This is a genomic window from Methylomonas montana (assembly GCF_030490285.1).
Taxonomy (GTDB): domain Bacteria; phylum Pseudomonadota; class Gammaproteobacteria; order Methylococcales; family Methylomonadaceae; genus Methylomonas; species Methylomonas montana.
In genome coordinates this window covers 542,362-559,327 of record NZ_CP129884.1, presented here as the reverse complement: position 1 = coordinate 559,327, position 16,966 = coordinate 542,362, and the positions used below count along the sequence as shown (strand labels likewise).

Below are 16,966 nucleotides of genomic sequence, written 5' to 3'. Positions count from 1 at the left end.
ATGGAGTCCGGCATGAACGACAACATCGACCTTGATGACAACAAATTAGACGATAGCGTGCCGGAAAATCAGAAATACCTGTCTCTTCGATACTTCGGCCTTGAACAAGCGATTTTTATCCTACTGGTCTTTTTGTCGCTAATCGGCATCGCCATTACCGACTTCAACCCGCACGACGGTTACGGCTATTGGTTATTTATGGTGCTGGTGTTCAGCATGCTGTCAATTTTCGTCTCTTGGCTACAAACCAAAACCAGCGAAAACAACTTTGGCGAAATCGTCAAAGCGCAAGGATTACATTGGCTGCACACTTTACTCGTTGTCGGCGCCGCATCCTTATTGAATAAATCGGGACAGCTAACCGACATGAGCGCCAGCCTGGTGATATTATTGATACTGGCCTTGGCGACCATGCTCGACGGCATCCGTATCGGCTGGCAATTCAGTCTGCTAGGCTTTTTCCTCGCCACTTGCGCGATTATCGTCGCCTATTTCGAGCACTTTATAAGGATTAGTATCAGCTTAGCCGTGCTGGTGATATTCTGCACTTTTTTATGGGAATACTGGCGTCGTAAATACAGTACCGATGATGAAAATTGACACCTATGCGGTTTTCGGCCACCCGATCACCCACAGCAAATCGCCGCGTATTCAGCAATTATTTGCCAAGCAAACCGCTCAAGTCATGCAGTATGGCGCTCAAGACGTGCCTGCCGAGATCTTCACTACGGCGGTCGGCAACTTTTTCGCCGCGGGCGGCAAAGGCCTGAATTGCACTGTCCCGCTCAAGGAACTGGCCTGGCAATATGCCGACCACCTCAGCGATCGCGCGCTGTTGGCAAAAGCCGTCAACACCCTGGCTCGTCAAGCGGACGGCAGCATCTTCGGCGACAATACCGACGGCATCGGCTTGCTCACCGATTTGACCGCCAACCATGGCATCTCGCTGACTGGCGCCAACATTCTGATTCTGGGCGCTGGCGGCGCCACGCGCGGCATCGTGCCTGTCCTGCTGGAACAACAACCGGCAACCGTGGTCATTGCGAACCGCACCGTCGAAAAGGCGCTTGCCATTGCCGATGACTTTGCGATACTTGGCCCGCTGCAAGGCTGCGATTACACCAGCTTGCAAGGAAGGCAATTCGATTTGATACTGAACGCCACTTCCGCCAGCCTCAGCGGCCAACTACCACCATTACCCGCCGCCTTGCTGGCAAGCAAGGGCAGCTGTTACGATTTAGCCTACGCCAACCAGCCAACCGCGTTTGTACAATGGGGGATTGCCCATCATGCCTGCCGAAGTCTGGATGGCCTAGGTATGCTGGTCGAACAAGCCGCCGAAGCCTTTTATGTTTGGCGCGGCATCCGCCCTGAAACGTCAGCCGTCATCCGGTTGTTGAACGACGAACGGCAATTAACTGACAACAGCCGATGAAACTATTGACCGGAGCGATGTCCATGGTAACAATCCATCCAAACCACGATCCATCAACGTTTAGTGAAATACTATGAACGGAATCCGAGCTTTTTTTGAAAAATCCCAAGCCAAGCGCAAAGCGCAGAACGGTGGAAAAGCCATTACCCCGGAAATGCTGAAACAGTTATTTCCGATCAGGAATTTAAATGAAGAGATATTGCAATCCTTCGCCACCGAAAATCATGTGGAAACCTTAGCAGCGGACAGCGTACTGTTCAACGTCAACCAGGAAGCGGATTGCGCGATATACCTGCTAAGTGGCACGGTGATCTTGGCGGATCATACCGGCAAAAGTTACGAAATCACCGCCGGTAGCGCACAATCCAAATTTCCGATTTGTAGCGGCGTCAAACACACAGCCACGGCAACCGCAAAAACCGAGATAGACATTTTGCGGGTTTCCCTAAAAATCATGTTGACACCCAGCAGACTCGATCACGGGCATCTGGAAATATCCAATGAGCTGAGCAACAATCGACTGTTAGCATTGTTTGTCGAGCACTTTCAAAATAGCGACCATGAGCTGGAAATTCCGTCGCTGCCGGAAGTAGCCATCAACTTGCGCAAAGCCATCCAAAAAGATGTCAGCATCGACGATGCGGTCAAGATTATCCAGCTCGATCCGGCTATCTCCGCCAAACTGATAGAAGTGGCCAACTGTCCGCTATACGTCACCATGATACGAGCCAAAACCTGTAAGGAAGCGGTAGTCCGTATCGGTCTTAATGCCACACGCAATCTGGTGATCGCGCTGAGCTTAAAGCAAATATTCAAAAACAAGTCGCCGCTCATCAAAAATCATTTGGAAAATCTGTGGAAACAGAGCTTGTATTTGTCCGGCCTTTGCCATGTATTAGCCAGCCAGACTCAGCAACAGAATCCGGAGAGCGCCTTGCTGGCGGGACTTGTTTGCGATATCGGCGTGATTCCGTTCCTGAATTTCACCGCCAACCTCCCGGTCGAATATCATAACGACGCCGAAATAGAACAAGCCATACCGATCATCAAAGGCCCGGTCGGCGCCGTGGTATTAAAGGAATGGGATTTTGCCGAAGAATTCATCGAAGTCGCCAAACACTCCAGCAATTGGTATCAAAATAGCGATGCAGAATTAACCCTGACCGACATTGTCGTGCTATCCCGATTGCATGCGTTGATCGGCAAGCAATCGACCGCTGACCTGCCGGCCATTTCCGCCATTCCGGCGGCCAGCAAGCTGAAGAACTTTTCCCTGTCCCCGGAAAACACCTTGGCGATTCTTCACGACGCCAAAGCCAAAATTCACGAAGCACTCAGCATCTTTTCCACTTAATCGGCATGCTCTGGAAACTATTCAAAAAACCGTCGGAAGAGACCGCGACGACCCTCACTGACCCTGATGCCCACATCAATCAACTTCCGTTAAGTTTCCTACAACAACTGATCCCGGTCGGTGATTTGCCAGTTGCCGAATTGACGGCATTACCCATCAGCGTACGCCACTTTAATCCCGGCGATATCATTTTCAACCGTGGCGTCGAAGCGGAACAATTGATTTATCTTTACAGCGGCACGGTGTTTCTGGAAGCCAGCAACGGTGGCGGTTACGCGGTAGAAGAGTCCACGTTCAAAGCCTGTTACCCCTTAGCTACCTACGGCGAACACGCCTTCAACGCCATCGCCAAATCGCCAGTGAAACTGCTTTATTTGCCGCTGTCTAGCCTGCAACGCAGCAGCAAACCGATCAACAACCCCCTCATCAATCCCAGCAACGTTCCATCTGCCTTGCGCGGCAGCGTATTCTTCGACCGTTTTTGCGAGGCATTCAGCGCCGACAACCTACACGTACCCAGCTTACCCGATGTCGCCTTGCGTTTGCGTAGCGCCTTGCAAAAAGAGATCAGCGTCGTCGATGCGGTGAAGATCGTTAATCTGGATCCGGTGATTTCTTCCAAACTGATTCAGGTAGCCAATAGCCCGGTTTACCGAAGCGCCAACCCGATCACGAACAGCCACGATGCCGTCAATCGCCTGGGTTTCAAGACCACGCAAAATCTGGTCACCAGCATTAGCATGCATCAACTATTCAGAAGTAAAAACAGACAGCTCAACCAGAAAATTCAAACGCTCTGGAAACAAAGTATCCAGGTCGCCAGCCTGAGTTATACCTTGGCCAGCCTGTCCGGCGAGATCAATGCTGACGAAGCCCTGCTGGCCGGCCTAATCCACAATATCGGCGCCTTACCGATCGTTACCTTCGCCGAAAGCCTGGACAGTTCGCAGTATACCGAAGCAGAATTGCAAGCCAGCATAGCCTGCCTGCAAAGCCTGGTAGGCGCATTCATCCTGAAAAAATGGCATTTCCCGGATAGCTTGCAGCAAATCCCTGTCAACACCACCCATTGGTATTTTGACGATGGTCAGCCATTGCAACTGCATGACATCGTTCTGTTGGCAAAATTTCACAGCCAGCTGGGCGACGCAAATCGGCAAAAACTGCCGCCGCTGAATACCTTACCGGCCTTTCAAAAACTGGGCGACAACGCCTTAACGCCAGACATGTCCTTGAAAGCTTTACAAGACGCCAAAATACAAATTGCCGACGCGCTTAATTTTTTCCGGACTTGAGATGAATTGGTTTACCAGGTTGTTTGAAAAAAATGCCGCTGCGGAACATGGTATTTTGATCGCAAAAACCACCGAAACTCAGAACACGCAAGCCATCCGGCCATTGAATATCGAAGTTTCCCGGCCATTTACCAAACATCGGCAAAATCTGACCGTGGCGCAACTGAAAAAATTTGCACCGCTACGCGATCTCGACGCCACCACCTTGAGTTCCCTCCCTCAATTCAGCTTGCGGTATCGGAAAAATGACGTGATCTTCGCCATCGGCCAACAAAGTAAAAGCGTGTTTTACTTATTAGCCGGCGAGTTGGAGATGCAACCCGATAGCGAAAATAGCTACCAAATCCGCGCCGACTCCGCGCTGGCCCACTTGCCGTTAAACAGCGGCAGCCATTGCGGCGCCACCGCTACGGCGACCAGCGATGTGCTCATTTTGGAAGTCCCGGTCGAAATCAACCGGCTATGGACCGACAAAAACCGGGAAAGCGCCAATTGTGTGGAACTGGTCGATATTCAGCTACCGGCCCCTATCAACGGCAGCCGGTTCTTCAACAGCTTCGCCAAAGCCTATCGGGAAAACAAACTGCGCCTTCCCTCTTTACCTGATGTCGCACTCAAGCTGAAAGAGGCCATGAAAAAAGACATCGGCATCCACGAAGCCGCGGAAATCATTCAACTCGACCCACCCATCGTCGCCAAGCTAATTCAAGTGGCCAACAGCGCGCTCTACACCTCCGGCGTGCCCATCGGTAATTGCCACGATGCGGTAGCCCGCATCGGCTTGAATGCCACTCGCAAACTCGTGCTGGGCATCAGTTTGAAACAACTATTCAGTTGCACCGATCCCGAGTTGATGAAAGGCATGCAGACTCTGTGGAAAAACAGCCTGTACGTTTCCAGTTTAAGCTTCGTCTTGGCCCAGGATTGCAGCGACATCAACCCGGAAGACGCGCTGCTGGGTGGATTGATTGCCGACATTGGCGCCATCCCCTTATTGCATTTTGCCGAACAATTTCCCGACGACGGCCCGAGCTTCGCGGAATTACAAAGCGCTTTGCCCTATTTGCGCGGTCCGGTTGGCGCATTGATGTTGCATACCTTGGGCTTCCCCGAACAACTCGGCAATATCCCGCATCAAGCTGAAAACTGGCTCTACGACAGCGGCCCCGTTTTGACGATGACCGATATTGTCATCCTGGCCAAACTGCATAGTTATTTCGGTTCCGGCAATGCCCACGACTTGCCCTATATCAATTCCATACCCGCTTACAGCAAGCTCAACCAAGGCAAACTTAACCCTGACTTCTCGCTGATGGTGTTGCATAAAGCCCAAGCCCGCGTGCATGCGGCGATGCATCTGCTGTCCTGATTCTTCCCGATACTCATACCACACTCGCTACCGATATGACCAATCCCTTACTCGAAAACACCGAACTACCGCAATTTTCTAAAATCCTGCCCGAACATGTGGAACCGGCCATCAGCCAGTTGCTGGCCGAAGCCCGGCAAATCATAGATCGGCAGCTACAAGCCGGCGGCCCCTATACCTGGCAAAATCTGATCGAACCCATCGAAGCCGCCGAAGACCGCCTCAACAAAGCCTGGTCGCCGGTCAGCCATATGAATTCGGTGGTCAACAGCGAAGCAATGCGCGATGCCTACAACGCCTGCCTGGGCAAGCTCAGCGAATACGCCACCGAAACCGGCCAGAACCGGGCCTTGTACCAGGCTTATCACGCCATCCACGACAGTGCCGAATTCGCCAAGCTCGACCGCGCCCAGCAAAAAATCGTCAACAACGCGCTACGCGATTTTCATTTGTCCGGCGTGGACTTGCCGCCCGAACAGCAAGCCCGCTATAAGGACATCAACCAACAATTATCGAAACTAGCCAGCCAGTACGAAGAAAATTTGCTGGATGCCACCAACGCTTGGCACAAGCAGATCACCCATATCGACGATTTGGCCGGCCTGCCGGAATCGGCTCTGGCACAAGCCAAACAAGCCGCCGAAGCGGAAGGCAAGGACGGCTGGCTGATCAATCTGCAATTTCCGTCTTATTTGGCGGTGATGACCTACGCAGACAACCGCGAACTGCGCCGCGAACATTACGAAGCCTTCTGCACCCGCGCCTCCGATCAAGGCCCGCATGCCGGGCAATGGGATAATTCCGAGTTGATGGAACAAATTCTGGCCCTGCGCTATGAAAAAGCCCAATTGCTGGGTTTTAACAACTACGCCGAATATTCGCTGGCCACCAAAATGGCCAAATCCACCGACGACGTGGTCAAATTCCTGGAAGACTTGGCCGACAAATCCTGGCGCCAAGCTCGCCGCGACCTGACCGAATTGAAGGAGTTCGCCGCGACCGAACATGGCCTGCACGACTTGCAATCCTGGGACATCGGTTATTACTCGGAAAAAATGCGTCAACATTTCTACCAACTGTCGCAGGAAGAAGTAAAAGCCTATTTTCCGGACAGCAAAGTCGTACCCGGCCTGTTTGCCATCGTCGAAAAACTCTACGGCCTGCAAATCAGCGAAATCGAAGACTTCGACACCTGGCACCCCGACGCTCGCTTTTACCGGATTATGGACAAAGAAGGCCAATTGCGCGGCCGCTTCTTCCTGGACCTCTACGCCCGCGCCAAAAAACGCGGCGGCGCCTGGATGGACGACTGCGTCTGCCGAAAAAAAGTCGGCCGCGAATTGCAAACGCCCGTCGCATATTTGACTTGCAACTTTACACCACCGATCGCCAGGGATGGTGTGACGACTGCCGGGATGCAGGAGGTAGGGCAACGCAAGGAGCAGTTGCCGAGTGCGGCGACGGGTCAGGAACCCGTGCCGCCTACCGGCAACGATCCGGCTTTGCTGACTCACGACGAAGTGGAAACGCTGTTTCACGAGTTCGGCCACGGCCTGCATCACATGCTGACCCAGATCGACCATCTCGGCGTGTCCGGCATCAACGGTGTCGAATGGGATGCGGTGGAACTGCCCAGCCAGTTTATGGAAAACTGGTGCTGGGAAAAAGAAGCGCTGGGCCTGATCTCCGGCCATTATCAAACCGGCGAACCGCTGCCGGATGCGCTGTACGACAAAATGCTGGCCGCCAAAAATTTCCAGGCCGGCATGATGATGGTGCGGCAGTTGGAATTTAGCTTGTTCGATTTCAAGATGCACCAACATTACAACCCGGCCAAAGGCGGTCAGATTTACAGCATCCTCAAACAAGTCCGCGATCAAGTGGCGGTGGTCAAGGTGCCGGACTTCAACCGCTTCGCCCACAGTTTTTCGCATATCTTCGCCGGCGGTTACGCGGCCGGTTATTACAGCTACAAATGGGCGGAAGTGTTGTCGGCAGACGCTTTTTCCTTGTTCGAGGAAAAAGGCATCTTCGACCAAACTACCGGCGCGGCATTTTTGCACAACATCCTGGAACAAGGCGGCAGCAGCGATGCGATGACGCTGTTCAAAAACTTCCGTGGCCGCGAACCCAATATCGATGCCTTGCTCAGACATAACGGCATTGCCGCGTAAGGCATGGACGCAAATTTGACCGGTTGCCTCGATGACATAGCATCAAGGCAACCGGTTTTTAAGGAGTTATCATGAAAAACTGCCCCCAATGCGGCCAGCCCAGGTTAGGCGAGGAATTTAAATGTCCGAGCTGCGACGTGTTTTATTCCCAGCTCGACGAACTGCTGTTTGAAGAGCAGCAAAAACAGGAAAGCCGCACGCTAAAAGGCGCTCTGAAACGGGTCCGCGCCGCTGAAGACCGATCACAAGCGCTGCGCGACGAATTGAAAACCCTCTGGCGAAACACACCCTTAAAAACCAAGATCGTGATCTGGACGATCATTGCGTTTATATTCGTATTGGTCGTGCCGGTTTTTTAAGATTTATCGTTTAACTGATTGCTGGATCATCTGTTTCAACCGGATTGAATGCAATGCCCCCAGCCCGTTAGTTCGACAGCGAGGACGTCTGTCCGGTAGGCGTCCCCCCAAAGCATTGAAAATAGCTTCTCGGTCACTCGAGTAGCCAATGTGTTACCTTAATCTCCGTTGCCCTGTTTCCAGGGCGACACCGCGAGTGCCTTTTCGGCCTGCATGCCTCTTTTCAGTAAGCGTTGTGCCTTCGATCAGAACATTTTCCTGATGCACAACCCTTGCCGTATAACCCCATGCCAGATTATCGTGTCAAATTCGAAACCGTCACCGTGGCCGGCCTCGATTATCTCATCCGCTCATTAGCCGACTTACAACAATATGCCGACCCGCAAGGCGAGGCCGATCAGGCGGGCATCTCCCCGGCGAGCTGGTCTTTGTTCGGGCATATTTGGCCTTCTGCCCGGGTGTTGGCCTTGGCCATGCATAGCTTCGATTTGGCCGGAAAGCGTATCCTGGAAATTGGAGCCGGCTTGGGCTTGGCTAGTCTGGTGATCCATCGCCGGGCCGGCGATATTACCGTTAGCGATTGGCATCCCTTGAGCCAGGCATTCTTAAGCGAGAATGTGCGGCTGAATAAGATGGGGCCATTAAAATATCAAACCGGCAACTGGGCAATCAGCAACCCCGAGTTAGGCCAATTCGACCTGATTATCGGCAGCGATGTGCTTTACGAACGCCAGCAACCCGATCAACTGGCCGCTTTCATCGCGAGTCATGCCGCGCCGGACGCGCAAATCGTGATTGTCGATCCCGATCGCGGCAACCGGGTAGGATTTTGCCGGGAAATGACCCGCTTGGGATATGACTGCTCCAGTCGGATTGCCGAACGCGTTATCGAAAACGGCGAACGTTATAAAGGCCGGTTTCTAAGCTTTAGCCAAACATCCGCACGAGCATTGGCATGACGGGGCGCGATAATGCCTTGTGGCTGCAATTTTGGCGCGACCGGCGCACCGATTTTCATCAGCCCGCCGTCAATCGTTTGCTCGCGCAATTCTGGCCCGGCCTGAATCCGGTACATGGCAGCCGAGTGTTTGTCCCCCTTTGCGGTAAAAGCCTGGATATGCTCTGGCTCGCCGAACAGGGGCACCAGGTTATCGGCGTCGAATTGAGCGACATCGCGGTGCGGGCATTTTTTAAGGAAAACCAGCTGCGGCCGGCTCGCCGACGCGTGGGTAAGTTCACGTTGTGGCGGAGCGGCATATTAACTATCTTGTGCGGCGATTATTTTTCGCTGACCGCCGCAGATTTGGGAGCAGTCGATATCGTTTACGACCGCGCCGCGTTAACGGCATTACCCGAAGATATCCGCGAGCAGTATGTCTCGCAATTACAGCGACTCGTACCAGCAACGGCCACTATCTTGCTGCTGACTACCGAAGACATCGAAGCAGAGTCATCCGAGGATAATGCCACCAACATCGCGGCCGAAGTTCAAGACCTGTATGGCGAGGGCTTTGCGATTGAACTAAGTCACGTCCAAAGCATCGGCGAATTCGATCTGGAAGTGGGCGATGCTGGTGAGGCCGGCCAATACAAGGTTTATCGCTTATCCAGTAAAACGCAGCTGTAAGGCCTTGGTGTCGTCGGTAGGGCGACAATAGACGAAACCGTACGCCCATGGGATCGTTTAGCATTCGGCGCAATGCCCATGCCCGTTGGTTATTTGCGTTACGGCCTTGGCTAGCTCACTCGACAGAGGCGTCTGACGGCGGCAATCTATAAGCCAGCGCACCTTATCACGTTTCCTCGACGATTTACCTTGATTAGGCCAATCCACCAAAGCAATCAAAATTTGTGAACCACATCTAATATTTGACTTCCTACGGCTTCTCTCAGTATCGTATCTCCGGAGCTTAAACGCTAGCGACCGACGTCATGGATAAAAATAACGAAAGATCGCATGCTCCAGTCTTCTGGATACAGCACTGGTCATCTGAGCTCTGTCGCCTAATCATTAACTTCGTCTCAAATTGTGACGTATTACCAGGAGATTGATCGATGCATATTAATAGCCCTTTCCGGCTCACTCAGCTCAGCGCCATGATCATTTCATTGTTAACCCCCGGACTAAGTACTGCGGCCCAGGTCAACTGGGCAAACACCTCGGGTTTTTGGGACGTGACCAGCAACTGGAGTTCCTTCCCAGCCTTACCCGGTGCCGGCGATGATACCGTGCTAGACGTCGCCGGCGCCCAAACCATCACCGTCCGTAGTACCGGCAGCCCGTTTACGGTCAATAGTGTTAATACTAACGGCGGTAACGAAATACTGGCCATCTCCAGTGGCATTTTGAATCTGGTCGGCGCTACAACCGCAAACAACGCTACCGGCAACTCGACTATTGGGAATTTCACGCAAAGCGGCGGCGCCTTGAACGGGGCCGGCAACCTGACGGTGACCGGCAACGCCAACTTCACCGCCGGCACGCACAGCGGCACGGGCACCACCACCTTACAAGGCACTACGACGATCAGCAGCAACGGTCTCGACCTGGATGCTGGCCGCGTACTGCGCAACGAAGGCACGGTGACCTGGAGCAGCGGCAATCTGAATTTGAACGCGACCGGCAGCGGCGGTTCGGGCCGGGTCGATAACGCGTCTGGCGCGGTCTGGGACAGCCAGAGCAATCAGCAGGTTTTCGCCACCGCTTTCGGCGACCTCAACAATCTGGCTGGTTTTCCGGCCTTCAACAACGCCGGCATCTTCCGAAAAAGCGGCGGCACCGGCACGACGACGGTCAGCACGACCTTCAACAACACCGGCACGGTCGATGCCCAACTGGGCAGCATCAGTTTGTCCGGCGGCGGCACGCATAGCGGTACGCTCAGAGCCGCCGGCGGTGCGGAATTGGATTTGGCGGGCGGCACGCACAATCTGAATACCGGCACCAGCTTCGATATCGCCGGCACGCTGGGCGTCACCAGTGGCATCGTCAACGCCAACGTCGGCGCCGCGATCGCCGGCACCACGCGAGTGGCCAATGGCACGCTAAACCTGGCGCAGAACTGGCAGACCGCCAATTTCACGCAAAGCGGCGGCACCTTAAACGGGGCCGGCAACCTGACGGTGACCGGCAACGCCAACTTCACCGCCGGCACGCACAGCGGCACGGGCACCACCACCTTACAAGGCACTACGACGATCAGCAGCAACGGTCTCGACCTGGATGCTGGCCGCGTACTGCGCAACGAAGGCACGGTGACCTGGAGCAGCGGCAATCTGAATTTGAACGCGACCGGCAGCGGCGGCTCGGGCCGGATCGATAACGCGTCTGGCGCGGTCTGGGACAGCCAGGGCAATCAGCAGGTTTTCGCCACCGCTTTCGGCGACCTCAACAATCTGGCTGGTTTTCCGGCCTTCAACAACGCCGGCATCTTCCGAAAAAGCGGCGGCACCGGCACGACGACGGTCAGCACGACCTTCAACAACACCGGCACGGTCGATGCCCAACTGGGCAGCATCAGTTTGTCCGGCGGCGGCACGCATAGCGGTACGCTCAGAGCCGCCGGCGGTGCGGAATTGGATTTGGCGGGCGGCACGCACAATCTGAATACCGGCACCAGCTTCGATATCGCCGGCACGCTGGGCGTCACCAGTGGCATCGTCAACGCCAACGTCGGCGCCGCGATCGCCGGCACCACGCGAGTGGCCAATGGCACGCTAAACCTGGCGCAGAACTGGCAGACCGCCAATTTCACGCAAAGCGGCGGCACCTTAAACGGGGCCGGCAACCTGACGGTGACCGGCAACGCCAACTTCACCGCCGGCACGCACAGCGGCACGGGCACCACCACCTTACAAGGCACTACGACGATCAGCAGCAACGGTCTCGACCTGGATGCTGGCCGCGTACTGCGCAACGAAGGCACGGTGACCTGGAGCAGCGGCAATCTGAATTTGAACGCGACCGGCAGCGGCGGCTCGGGCCGGATCGATAACGCGTCTGGCGCGGTCTGGGACAGCCAGGGCAATCAGCAGGTTTTCGCCACCGCTTTCGGCGACCTCAACAATCTGGCTGGTTTTCCGGCCTTCAACAACGCCGGCATCTTCCGAAAAAGCGGCGGCACCGGCACGACGACGGTCAGCACGACCTTCAACAACACCGGCACGGTCGATGCCCAACTGGGCAGCATCAGTTTGTCCGGCGGCGGCACGCATAGCGGTACGCTCAGAGCCGCCGGCGGTGCGGAATTGGATTTGGCGGGCGGCACGCACAATCTGAATACCGGCACCAGCTTCGATATCGCCGGCACGCTGGGCGTCACCAGTGGCATCGTCAACGCCAACGTCGGCGCCGCGATCGCCGGCACCACGCGAGTGGCCAATGGCACGCTAAACCTGGCGCAGAACTGGCAGACCGCCAATTTCACGCAAAGCGGCGGCACCTTAAACGGGGCCGGCAACCTGACGGTGACCGGCAACGCCAACTTCACCGCCGGCACGCACAGCGGCACGGGCACCACCACCTTACAAGGCACTACGACGATCAGCAGCAACGGTCTCGACCTGGATGCTGGCCGCGTACTGCGCAACGAAGGCACGGTGACCTGGAGCAGCGGCAATCTGAATTTGAACGCGACCGGCAGCGGCGGCTCGGGCCGGATCGATAACGCGTCTGGCGCGGTCTGGGACAGCCAGGGCAATCAGCAGGTTTTCGCCACCGCTTTCGGCGACCTCAACAATCTGGCTGGTTTTCCGGCCTTCAACAACGCCGGCATCTTCCGAAAAAGCGGCGGCACCAGCACGACGACGGTCAACACGACCTTCAACAACACCGGCACGGTGGACGTGCAACTGGGTACCGTGAGCTTGTCCGGAGCGGCTACCGCCAACGGCTTTACCAACCAAGGCGACATCCAGGTTGCGGCCAATGCGGTGTTTGAAACCAATTCCAGCTCCAGGGATTTTACCAACCAGGGCACGCTGTCAGGTAACGGCACTTTTAGTGTGGCGGGTTCGGGTAATCGCCTTGTCAATAGTGGCCAAATTCAGGCCGGTGGCGACAATGCGGTTGGTGCGCTGGCTATCGACTTTGGCAACAATAGTACTTTCCGACAATTGGCGGGCGGGGTGCTGGATTTCGATCTGGCGTCGTTGGCCAGTTTCGATACCATCTCGATTCAGGGCATCGGCAGCAGTGTGGCATTGTCCGGTACCCTGCAAATCAACAGCCTTGGTGGCTACGACCCGGGCCAAAGCGATAGCTTTACGTTGATGACTTTCAATCCCGGCAGCCTGACCGGTATCTTTGACAACGTTGTGGTGGCGGGATTTGATCCTTCGATTCACTTCGATGTGCAATACCTCAGCAATTCGATCGTGATCGCTACCTCTGCGGTACCGCTACCGGGATCGGTATGGTTCATGCTTTCAGGGATGGGTTTGTTGGCCGCACGCCGCAAATCTGCGACCAAGGACGCCTGATAAAGCTCCGCTCTGCCGGCTGGGTCGTGAACCCCAGCCGGTGGAATTTCAGCTCATTGCCAACCATAAAAACGGCGCTAAGCTCGTAATGTTTCTATATGGCGCATCCAATAATCGGATTGCCGGTTTGCAAGATTGACCATAAAAAATAGCTTGCCCCCGTTGGCTTTTGATCTTCGATAGGGCCGTAGCGCAGATAAGCGAAGCACCTTCCGCCTGGCAACACAAAGCCAAGCTCGAATTGCCCAAATTCCTCGAACAACGCCAATTCAAGGAAATTGTCCCGCCCATCGAAAATCCGTTTGCCGGCAGCACGAATGAGCTAAAGGTATTAAGAAATCCCGCCGAAACCCCGGAATACCAAAACCACTAAAAACAACGTATCATTTTCGTTAGACCAAGTTCAACGCGCAGCCCGGCTTGCGCGCCAACAACACGCCCCTCCCAATTTCAAATGGAGCCTGTATGAAAACCACCACCGAACAACGCGAACAGTTGGAAGCCTTGATCCGCCGCGCGGAACAGGAAGCTCTGCGGCGGCCGGACCTTTACCGAGCCAAAGTCGGGCTGCTGGCGCTACTGGGTTATCTGGTGATCTTCGGCGTGCTGTTTACGTTGTTGGCGCTTAGCGTCGGCATCGGCTGGGCGGCGCTGGCCAGTACCACCTTCGCGATTCTGCTGCTAAAGAAGAAATTGATCTTCGTAATTCTGGGGATGATTTACGTGTTGCTGCGGGCGCTGTGGATCAGGTTCGAAGCACCGAACGGCTATCGTTTGACCGCGAAACAATACCCGGAGCTGTTCGGGCGTTTAAAATCGCTGAGCCACCAACTACGGGCGCCGCGCATTCACCAAGTGATTTTGACGGCGGAATCCAACGCCGCGATCGTGCAAACCCCGCGCTTGGGTGTGTTCGGCTTTCCGAAAAATACCTTGATACTTGGCCTGGAACTGCTGCTAAGCCTGTCGCCGGCCCAAGCCGAAGCCGTGATCGCCCACGAACTAGGCCATTTGTCGGCGGCGCACGGCCGTTTCGGCGGCTGGATTTACCGGGTCCGGCTGGGTTGGCAGCGCATCGTAGACGGCCTGGCTCGGCAACAAAACATCGGCGCCGTGCTGATGCGGCGCTTCTTCGATTGGTACGCGCCGACCTTTGCCGCCTATTCGTTCGCGCTGGCCCGCAGCAACGAATTCACCGCCGACGCGGTTGCCGCGCAACTTACTAGCCGCTCGGATGCCGCGCAGGCACTGGTCAATAGTCACGTGGTGAGCGGCCTGATCAACGAGCGGTTTTGGACGCCATTTTTTCAGCGGGCCGATCTTTGCGAACAGCCAGCCGCGCCTTTCGGGCCGCTGCTCGACTTCCTCGGACAAGCGCCGTTCGAAACCGACGAGTTGCGCACCAAGGTTGCCGATGCGTTAGCCGTCGAAACCGGCCATTACGATACTCATCCGGCGCTGAACGACCGCTTGCAAGCACTGCAAACCGAGGCGCCGTTGCCAAAAATGCCGGCTCATTCGGCCGCACAGGCCTGGTTGGGCGAACAATTGGCTGGCGTACTAGCCGATTTCGACCGGCTCTGGCTAGACAACCACGGCGAAAAATGGCGCGAGCGATTTCAATATTGCCAAGACGGCCGCCGGCAACTCGCCGAATTGGCGCAATTGCCAACGGAACAACTCAGCGCCGAGCAGCAATGGCATTTGGCGGTGCTGACCGAGGAATTCGCACCGGACACCGATCCGCTGCCGCTGTTCCAGCGCTACCGCGCCGCCCATGCCGACGCCAATGCCGATTTCGTGATCGGCCGTCTGCTGTTGAAACGCGGCGACCCGGCCGGAGTCGGCGCGATACAGGCAGCCATGGACGCCAAGCCGGAGTTGACGATAGACGGCTGTCGCTGGCTGGAATATTTCCACCGCCGCCAGGGCGACCTCGCCGCCGCCGAGCAGTGGCTGCGCCGGGCGGAACAGCAAATCGACATCAATCAAGCTGCCGACATCGAACGGCAAAACCTAAGCCGTAAGGACACTCTGAGCAAACCTCAAGCCGATAATGAAACCTTGGCCGCGTTGCACGGGGCAGCGGCGGCAGTCGCCGGCGTCAAACGTTTGTGGCTGGCCGAAAAGCCGATGCAACACTATCCCGACGCGAAAACCTATGTGCTGGTGTTCGCCAAAAAGGCCTTCGCCAACGAACAAAAACTGACGCAACAACTGCTCGCCCAACTATCTCTGCCGCACAGCCTGTTCGTGCTGAGTAAATCCGGCCCGCATGCAGCGATCGCCAAGCGGGCGATCAAGGCCGGCAGCGAAATCTACCGGCGTTGACTCGCCGCCGTCAAAATCCGGGAATGCCGACCAGTTGGATTTTGACGGCATTGTCGCCTTCTTCGTAAGCCGGCAGTTTGCCCTCGCGCTGGTAAAGTTTGAACGCCAAAGCGTAAGACAATACCCGGATCGGGTAATCTCTCGGCAAGGTTTGCAGATACGGCTGCATCGTCACGAAGTCTTTGGCGCCGTATTGCTGCATGATGAAACGCAAGCCGCCGTTGCGCGGCCCGATGTTGTAAGCCAACAAACCTAAAAACAGATCGCCGTTCATTTGTTGCAAATAGTGCTTGAAGGTGGCGGCGGCCACAAAAGCATTGTGCCTGGGGTCGTTGACTTGCAGTTCCGCCACGTCCAACTCGTCGGCGGCCTCGCGGGTAATGGCTTTGGGCACGGCAGTGATCTGGAACAGGCCTTTGCCGCCATCAAAGCTGTCGCGCGGCATAAAAGACGATTCGGTAGCAGCGATGCCTTGCAGCAAATTGACATCGACATCAAACGCCTTTGCAGCATCCTCGATTGCCGGATTGAAGGCATCGGCACGCTCCATCATTTTCTGTAATCCGCCGATGCCGTGGCGCCGATACGCCGCGTAGACTTGATGCGCCAGCGTCACCCGTTCGGCTTCCTGCTTGCCACCGACCAAGGTGCGAAAATGCGTGAACACCTCGATATAGCCGTCGTGCATCACGAACCAGCCGGTCGAAGCGGCCAGACTCACCGCCAGCGCGGAGGGCAAATAATCCAACCGGCCATGCAACCAAACTCGCAAGCGCGACCAGGCAATCAACAATGCCGCCGCCGCCAACATCAAGATCACCACGCCGACCGCGAACGGCAACAGACTGGTAAAAAAACCGGGACCGGACAGCCAGCTAGCCGAGTAACCGAGTACGAACATCGTCGCCAGCACAGCCGCAATCGCCAGCGCCAAGCCTTCCAAAACAACCAGCCACCAATTTTGTTTGCGTAACTGCTTGGTTTTGCGGCGCGGTTTGCTTGGCTTCCGACCCGAACCTGCTTTTGCACGGCCAGGCTGGGCAGGTTTAATCGGTGTTTTGGCGATAGGAATTGGCCGACTCATCAAGAATAGTGAAACATGGTTGGAAATAATCCGGAAAACCTCAGACAGGCAACGGCGAAACATCCGCCGCAAAGACTCGCGCTA

13 protein-coding genes are annotated in these 16,966 nt (G+C 55.6%); 12 read left to right on the top strand and 1 reads right to left on the bottom strand.

The annotated features are described in order from the left end of the window. Nucleotides 1–12 precede the first annotated feature (12 nt). The 12 genes from QZJ86_RS02650 (at nt 13) to QZJ86_RS02595 (ending at nt 15,798) form a co-directional block, all read left to right on the top strand. On the top strand, nt 13–600 hold the full coding sequence (locus QZJ86_RS02650; protein ID WP_301936196.1) for a hypothetical protein: 588 nt from the start codon (nt 13–15) through the stop codon (nt 598–600). Beyond that, on the top strand, nt 587–1,435 hold the full coding sequence (gene aroE / locus QZJ86_RS02645; protein WP_301936193.1) for a shikimate dehydrogenase: 849 nt from the start codon (nt 587–589) through the stop codon (nt 1,433–1,435). The genes QZJ86_RS02650 and aroE overlap by 14 nt, the downstream gene beginning before the upstream one ends. A gap of 73 nt (nt 1,436–1,508) precedes the next feature. Beyond that, the gene (locus QZJ86_RS02640) at nt 1,509–2,789 is read left to right on the top strand and encodes an HDOD domain-containing protein (protein ID WP_301936192.1); all 1,281 of its coding nucleotides are present in this window, start codon (nt 1,509–1,511) and stop codon (nt 2,787–2,789) included. Between the two features lie 5 nt (nt 2,790–2,794). Continuing rightward, nucleotides 2,795–4,084, top strand: coding sequence for an HDOD domain-containing protein (locus tag QZJ86_RS02635; protein WP_301936190.1), 1,290 nt, complete (start codon nt 2,795–2,797; stop codon nt 4,082–4,084). Nucleotide 4,085: 1 nt separating this feature from the next. Further along, on the top strand, nt 4,086–5,453 hold the full coding sequence (locus QZJ86_RS02630; protein ID WP_301936188.1) for an HDOD domain-containing protein: 1,368 nt from the start codon (nt 4,086–4,088) through the stop codon (nt 5,451–5,453). Between the two features lie 35 nt (nt 5,454–5,488). Beyond that, nucleotides 5,489–7,627 (top strand): M3 family metallopeptidase, encoded by a 2,139-nt coding sequence (locus QZJ86_RS02625; protein ID WP_301936187.1) that lies wholly within the window; start codon nt 5,489–5,491, stop codon nt 7,625–7,627. 71 nt (nt 7,628–7,698) lie between these two features. Then, nucleotides 7,699–7,986, top strand: a complete 288-nt coding sequence (locus QZJ86_RS02620; RefSeq protein WP_301936186.1) for a hypothetical protein — start codon at nt 7,699–7,701, stop codon at nt 7,984–7,986. Nucleotides 7,987–8,273: 287 nt separating this feature from the next. Continuing rightward, nucleotides 8,274–8,945, top strand: a complete 672-nt coding sequence (locus tag QZJ86_RS02615) for a class I SAM-dependent methyltransferase (RefSeq protein WP_301936185.1) — start codon at nt 8,274–8,276, stop codon at nt 8,943–8,945. Further along, nucleotides 8,942–9,613, top strand: a complete 672-nt coding sequence (locus QZJ86_RS02610; protein WP_301936184.1) for a thiopurine S-methyltransferase — start codon at nt 8,942–8,944, stop codon at nt 9,611–9,613. The genes QZJ86_RS02615 and QZJ86_RS02610 overlap by 4 nt, the downstream gene beginning before the upstream one ends. A gap of 428 nt (nt 9,614–10,041) precedes the next feature. Beyond that, complete coding sequence (locus QZJ86_RS02605; RefSeq protein WP_301936182.1) at nt 10,042–13,467, top strand: beta strand repeat-containing protein; 3,426 nt, start codon at nt 10,042–10,044, stop codon at nt 13,465–13,467. Between the two features lie 169 nt (nt 13,468–13,636). After that, nucleotides 13,637–13,840, top strand: coding sequence for a hypothetical protein (locus tag QZJ86_RS02600; RefSeq protein WP_301936180.1), 204 nt, complete (start codon nt 13,637–13,639; stop codon nt 13,838–13,840). A 92-nt stretch (nt 13,841–13,932) separates the two neighbouring features. Beyond that, entirely contained in the window at nt 13,933–15,798 is a 1,866-nt protein-coding gene (locus QZJ86_RS02595; RefSeq protein ID WP_301936178.1) for a M48 family metallopeptidase, read from the top strand. A gap of 10 nt (nt 15,799–15,808) precedes the next feature. Here the strand turns inward: QZJ86_RS02595 and QZJ86_RS02590 are convergent, their stop codons facing one another. Then, a complete protein-coding gene (locus QZJ86_RS02590; RefSeq protein WP_301936177.1) occupies nt 15,809–16,882 on the bottom strand; it encodes a transglycosylase SLT domain-containing protein in 1,074 nt (357 codons plus the stop codon). Nucleotides 16,883–16,966 lie beyond the last annotated feature (84 nt).

What these genes read in the sequence shown, in the direction of transcription:
- QZJ86_RS02590 (WP_301936177.1), bottom strand. Translation starts at nt 16,882, where the DNA reads ATGAGTCGGCCAATTCCTATCGCCAAAACACCGATTAAACCTGCCCAG.
- QZJ86_RS02615 (WP_301936185.1), top strand. Translation starts at nt 8,274, where the DNA reads ATGCCAGATTATCGTGTCAAATTCGAAACCGTCACCGTGGCCGGCCTC.
- QZJ86_RS02610 (WP_301936184.1), top strand. Translation starts at nt 8,942, where the DNA reads ATGACGGGGCGCGATAATGCCTTGTGGCTGCAATTTTGGCGCGACCGG.
- QZJ86_RS02635 (WP_301936190.1), top strand. Translation starts at nt 2,795, where the DNA reads ATGCTCTGGAAACTATTCAAAAAACCGTCGGAAGAGACCGCGACGACC.
- QZJ86_RS02650 (WP_301936196.1), top strand. Translation starts at nt 13, where the DNA reads ATGAACGACAACATCGACCTTGATGACAACAAATTAGACGATAGCGTG.
- aroE (WP_301936193.1), top strand. Translation starts at nt 587, where the DNA reads ATGATGAAAATTGACACCTATGCGGTTTTCGGCCACCCGATCACCCAC.
- QZJ86_RS02605 (WP_301936182.1), top strand. Translation starts at nt 10,042, where the DNA reads ATGCATATTAATAGCCCTTTCCGGCTCACTCAGCTCAGCGCCATGATC.
- QZJ86_RS02595 (WP_301936178.1), top strand. Translation starts at nt 13,933, where the DNA reads ATGAAAACCACCACCGAACAACGCGAACAGTTGGAAGCCTTGATCCGC.
- QZJ86_RS02625 (WP_301936187.1), top strand. Translation starts at nt 5,489, where the DNA reads ATGACCAATCCCTTACTCGAAAACACCGAACTACCGCAATTTTCTAAA.
- QZJ86_RS02640 (WP_301936192.1), top strand. Translation starts at nt 1,509, where the DNA reads ATGAACGGAATCCGAGCTTTTTTTGAAAAATCCCAAGCCAAGCGCAAA.
- QZJ86_RS02630 (WP_301936188.1), top strand. Translation starts at nt 4,086, where the DNA reads ATGAATTGGTTTACCAGGTTGTTTGAAAAAAATGCCGCTGCGGAACAT.
- QZJ86_RS02620 (WP_301936186.1), top strand. Translation starts at nt 7,699, where the DNA reads ATGAAAAACTGCCCCCAATGCGGCCAGCCCAGGTTAGGCGAGGAATTT.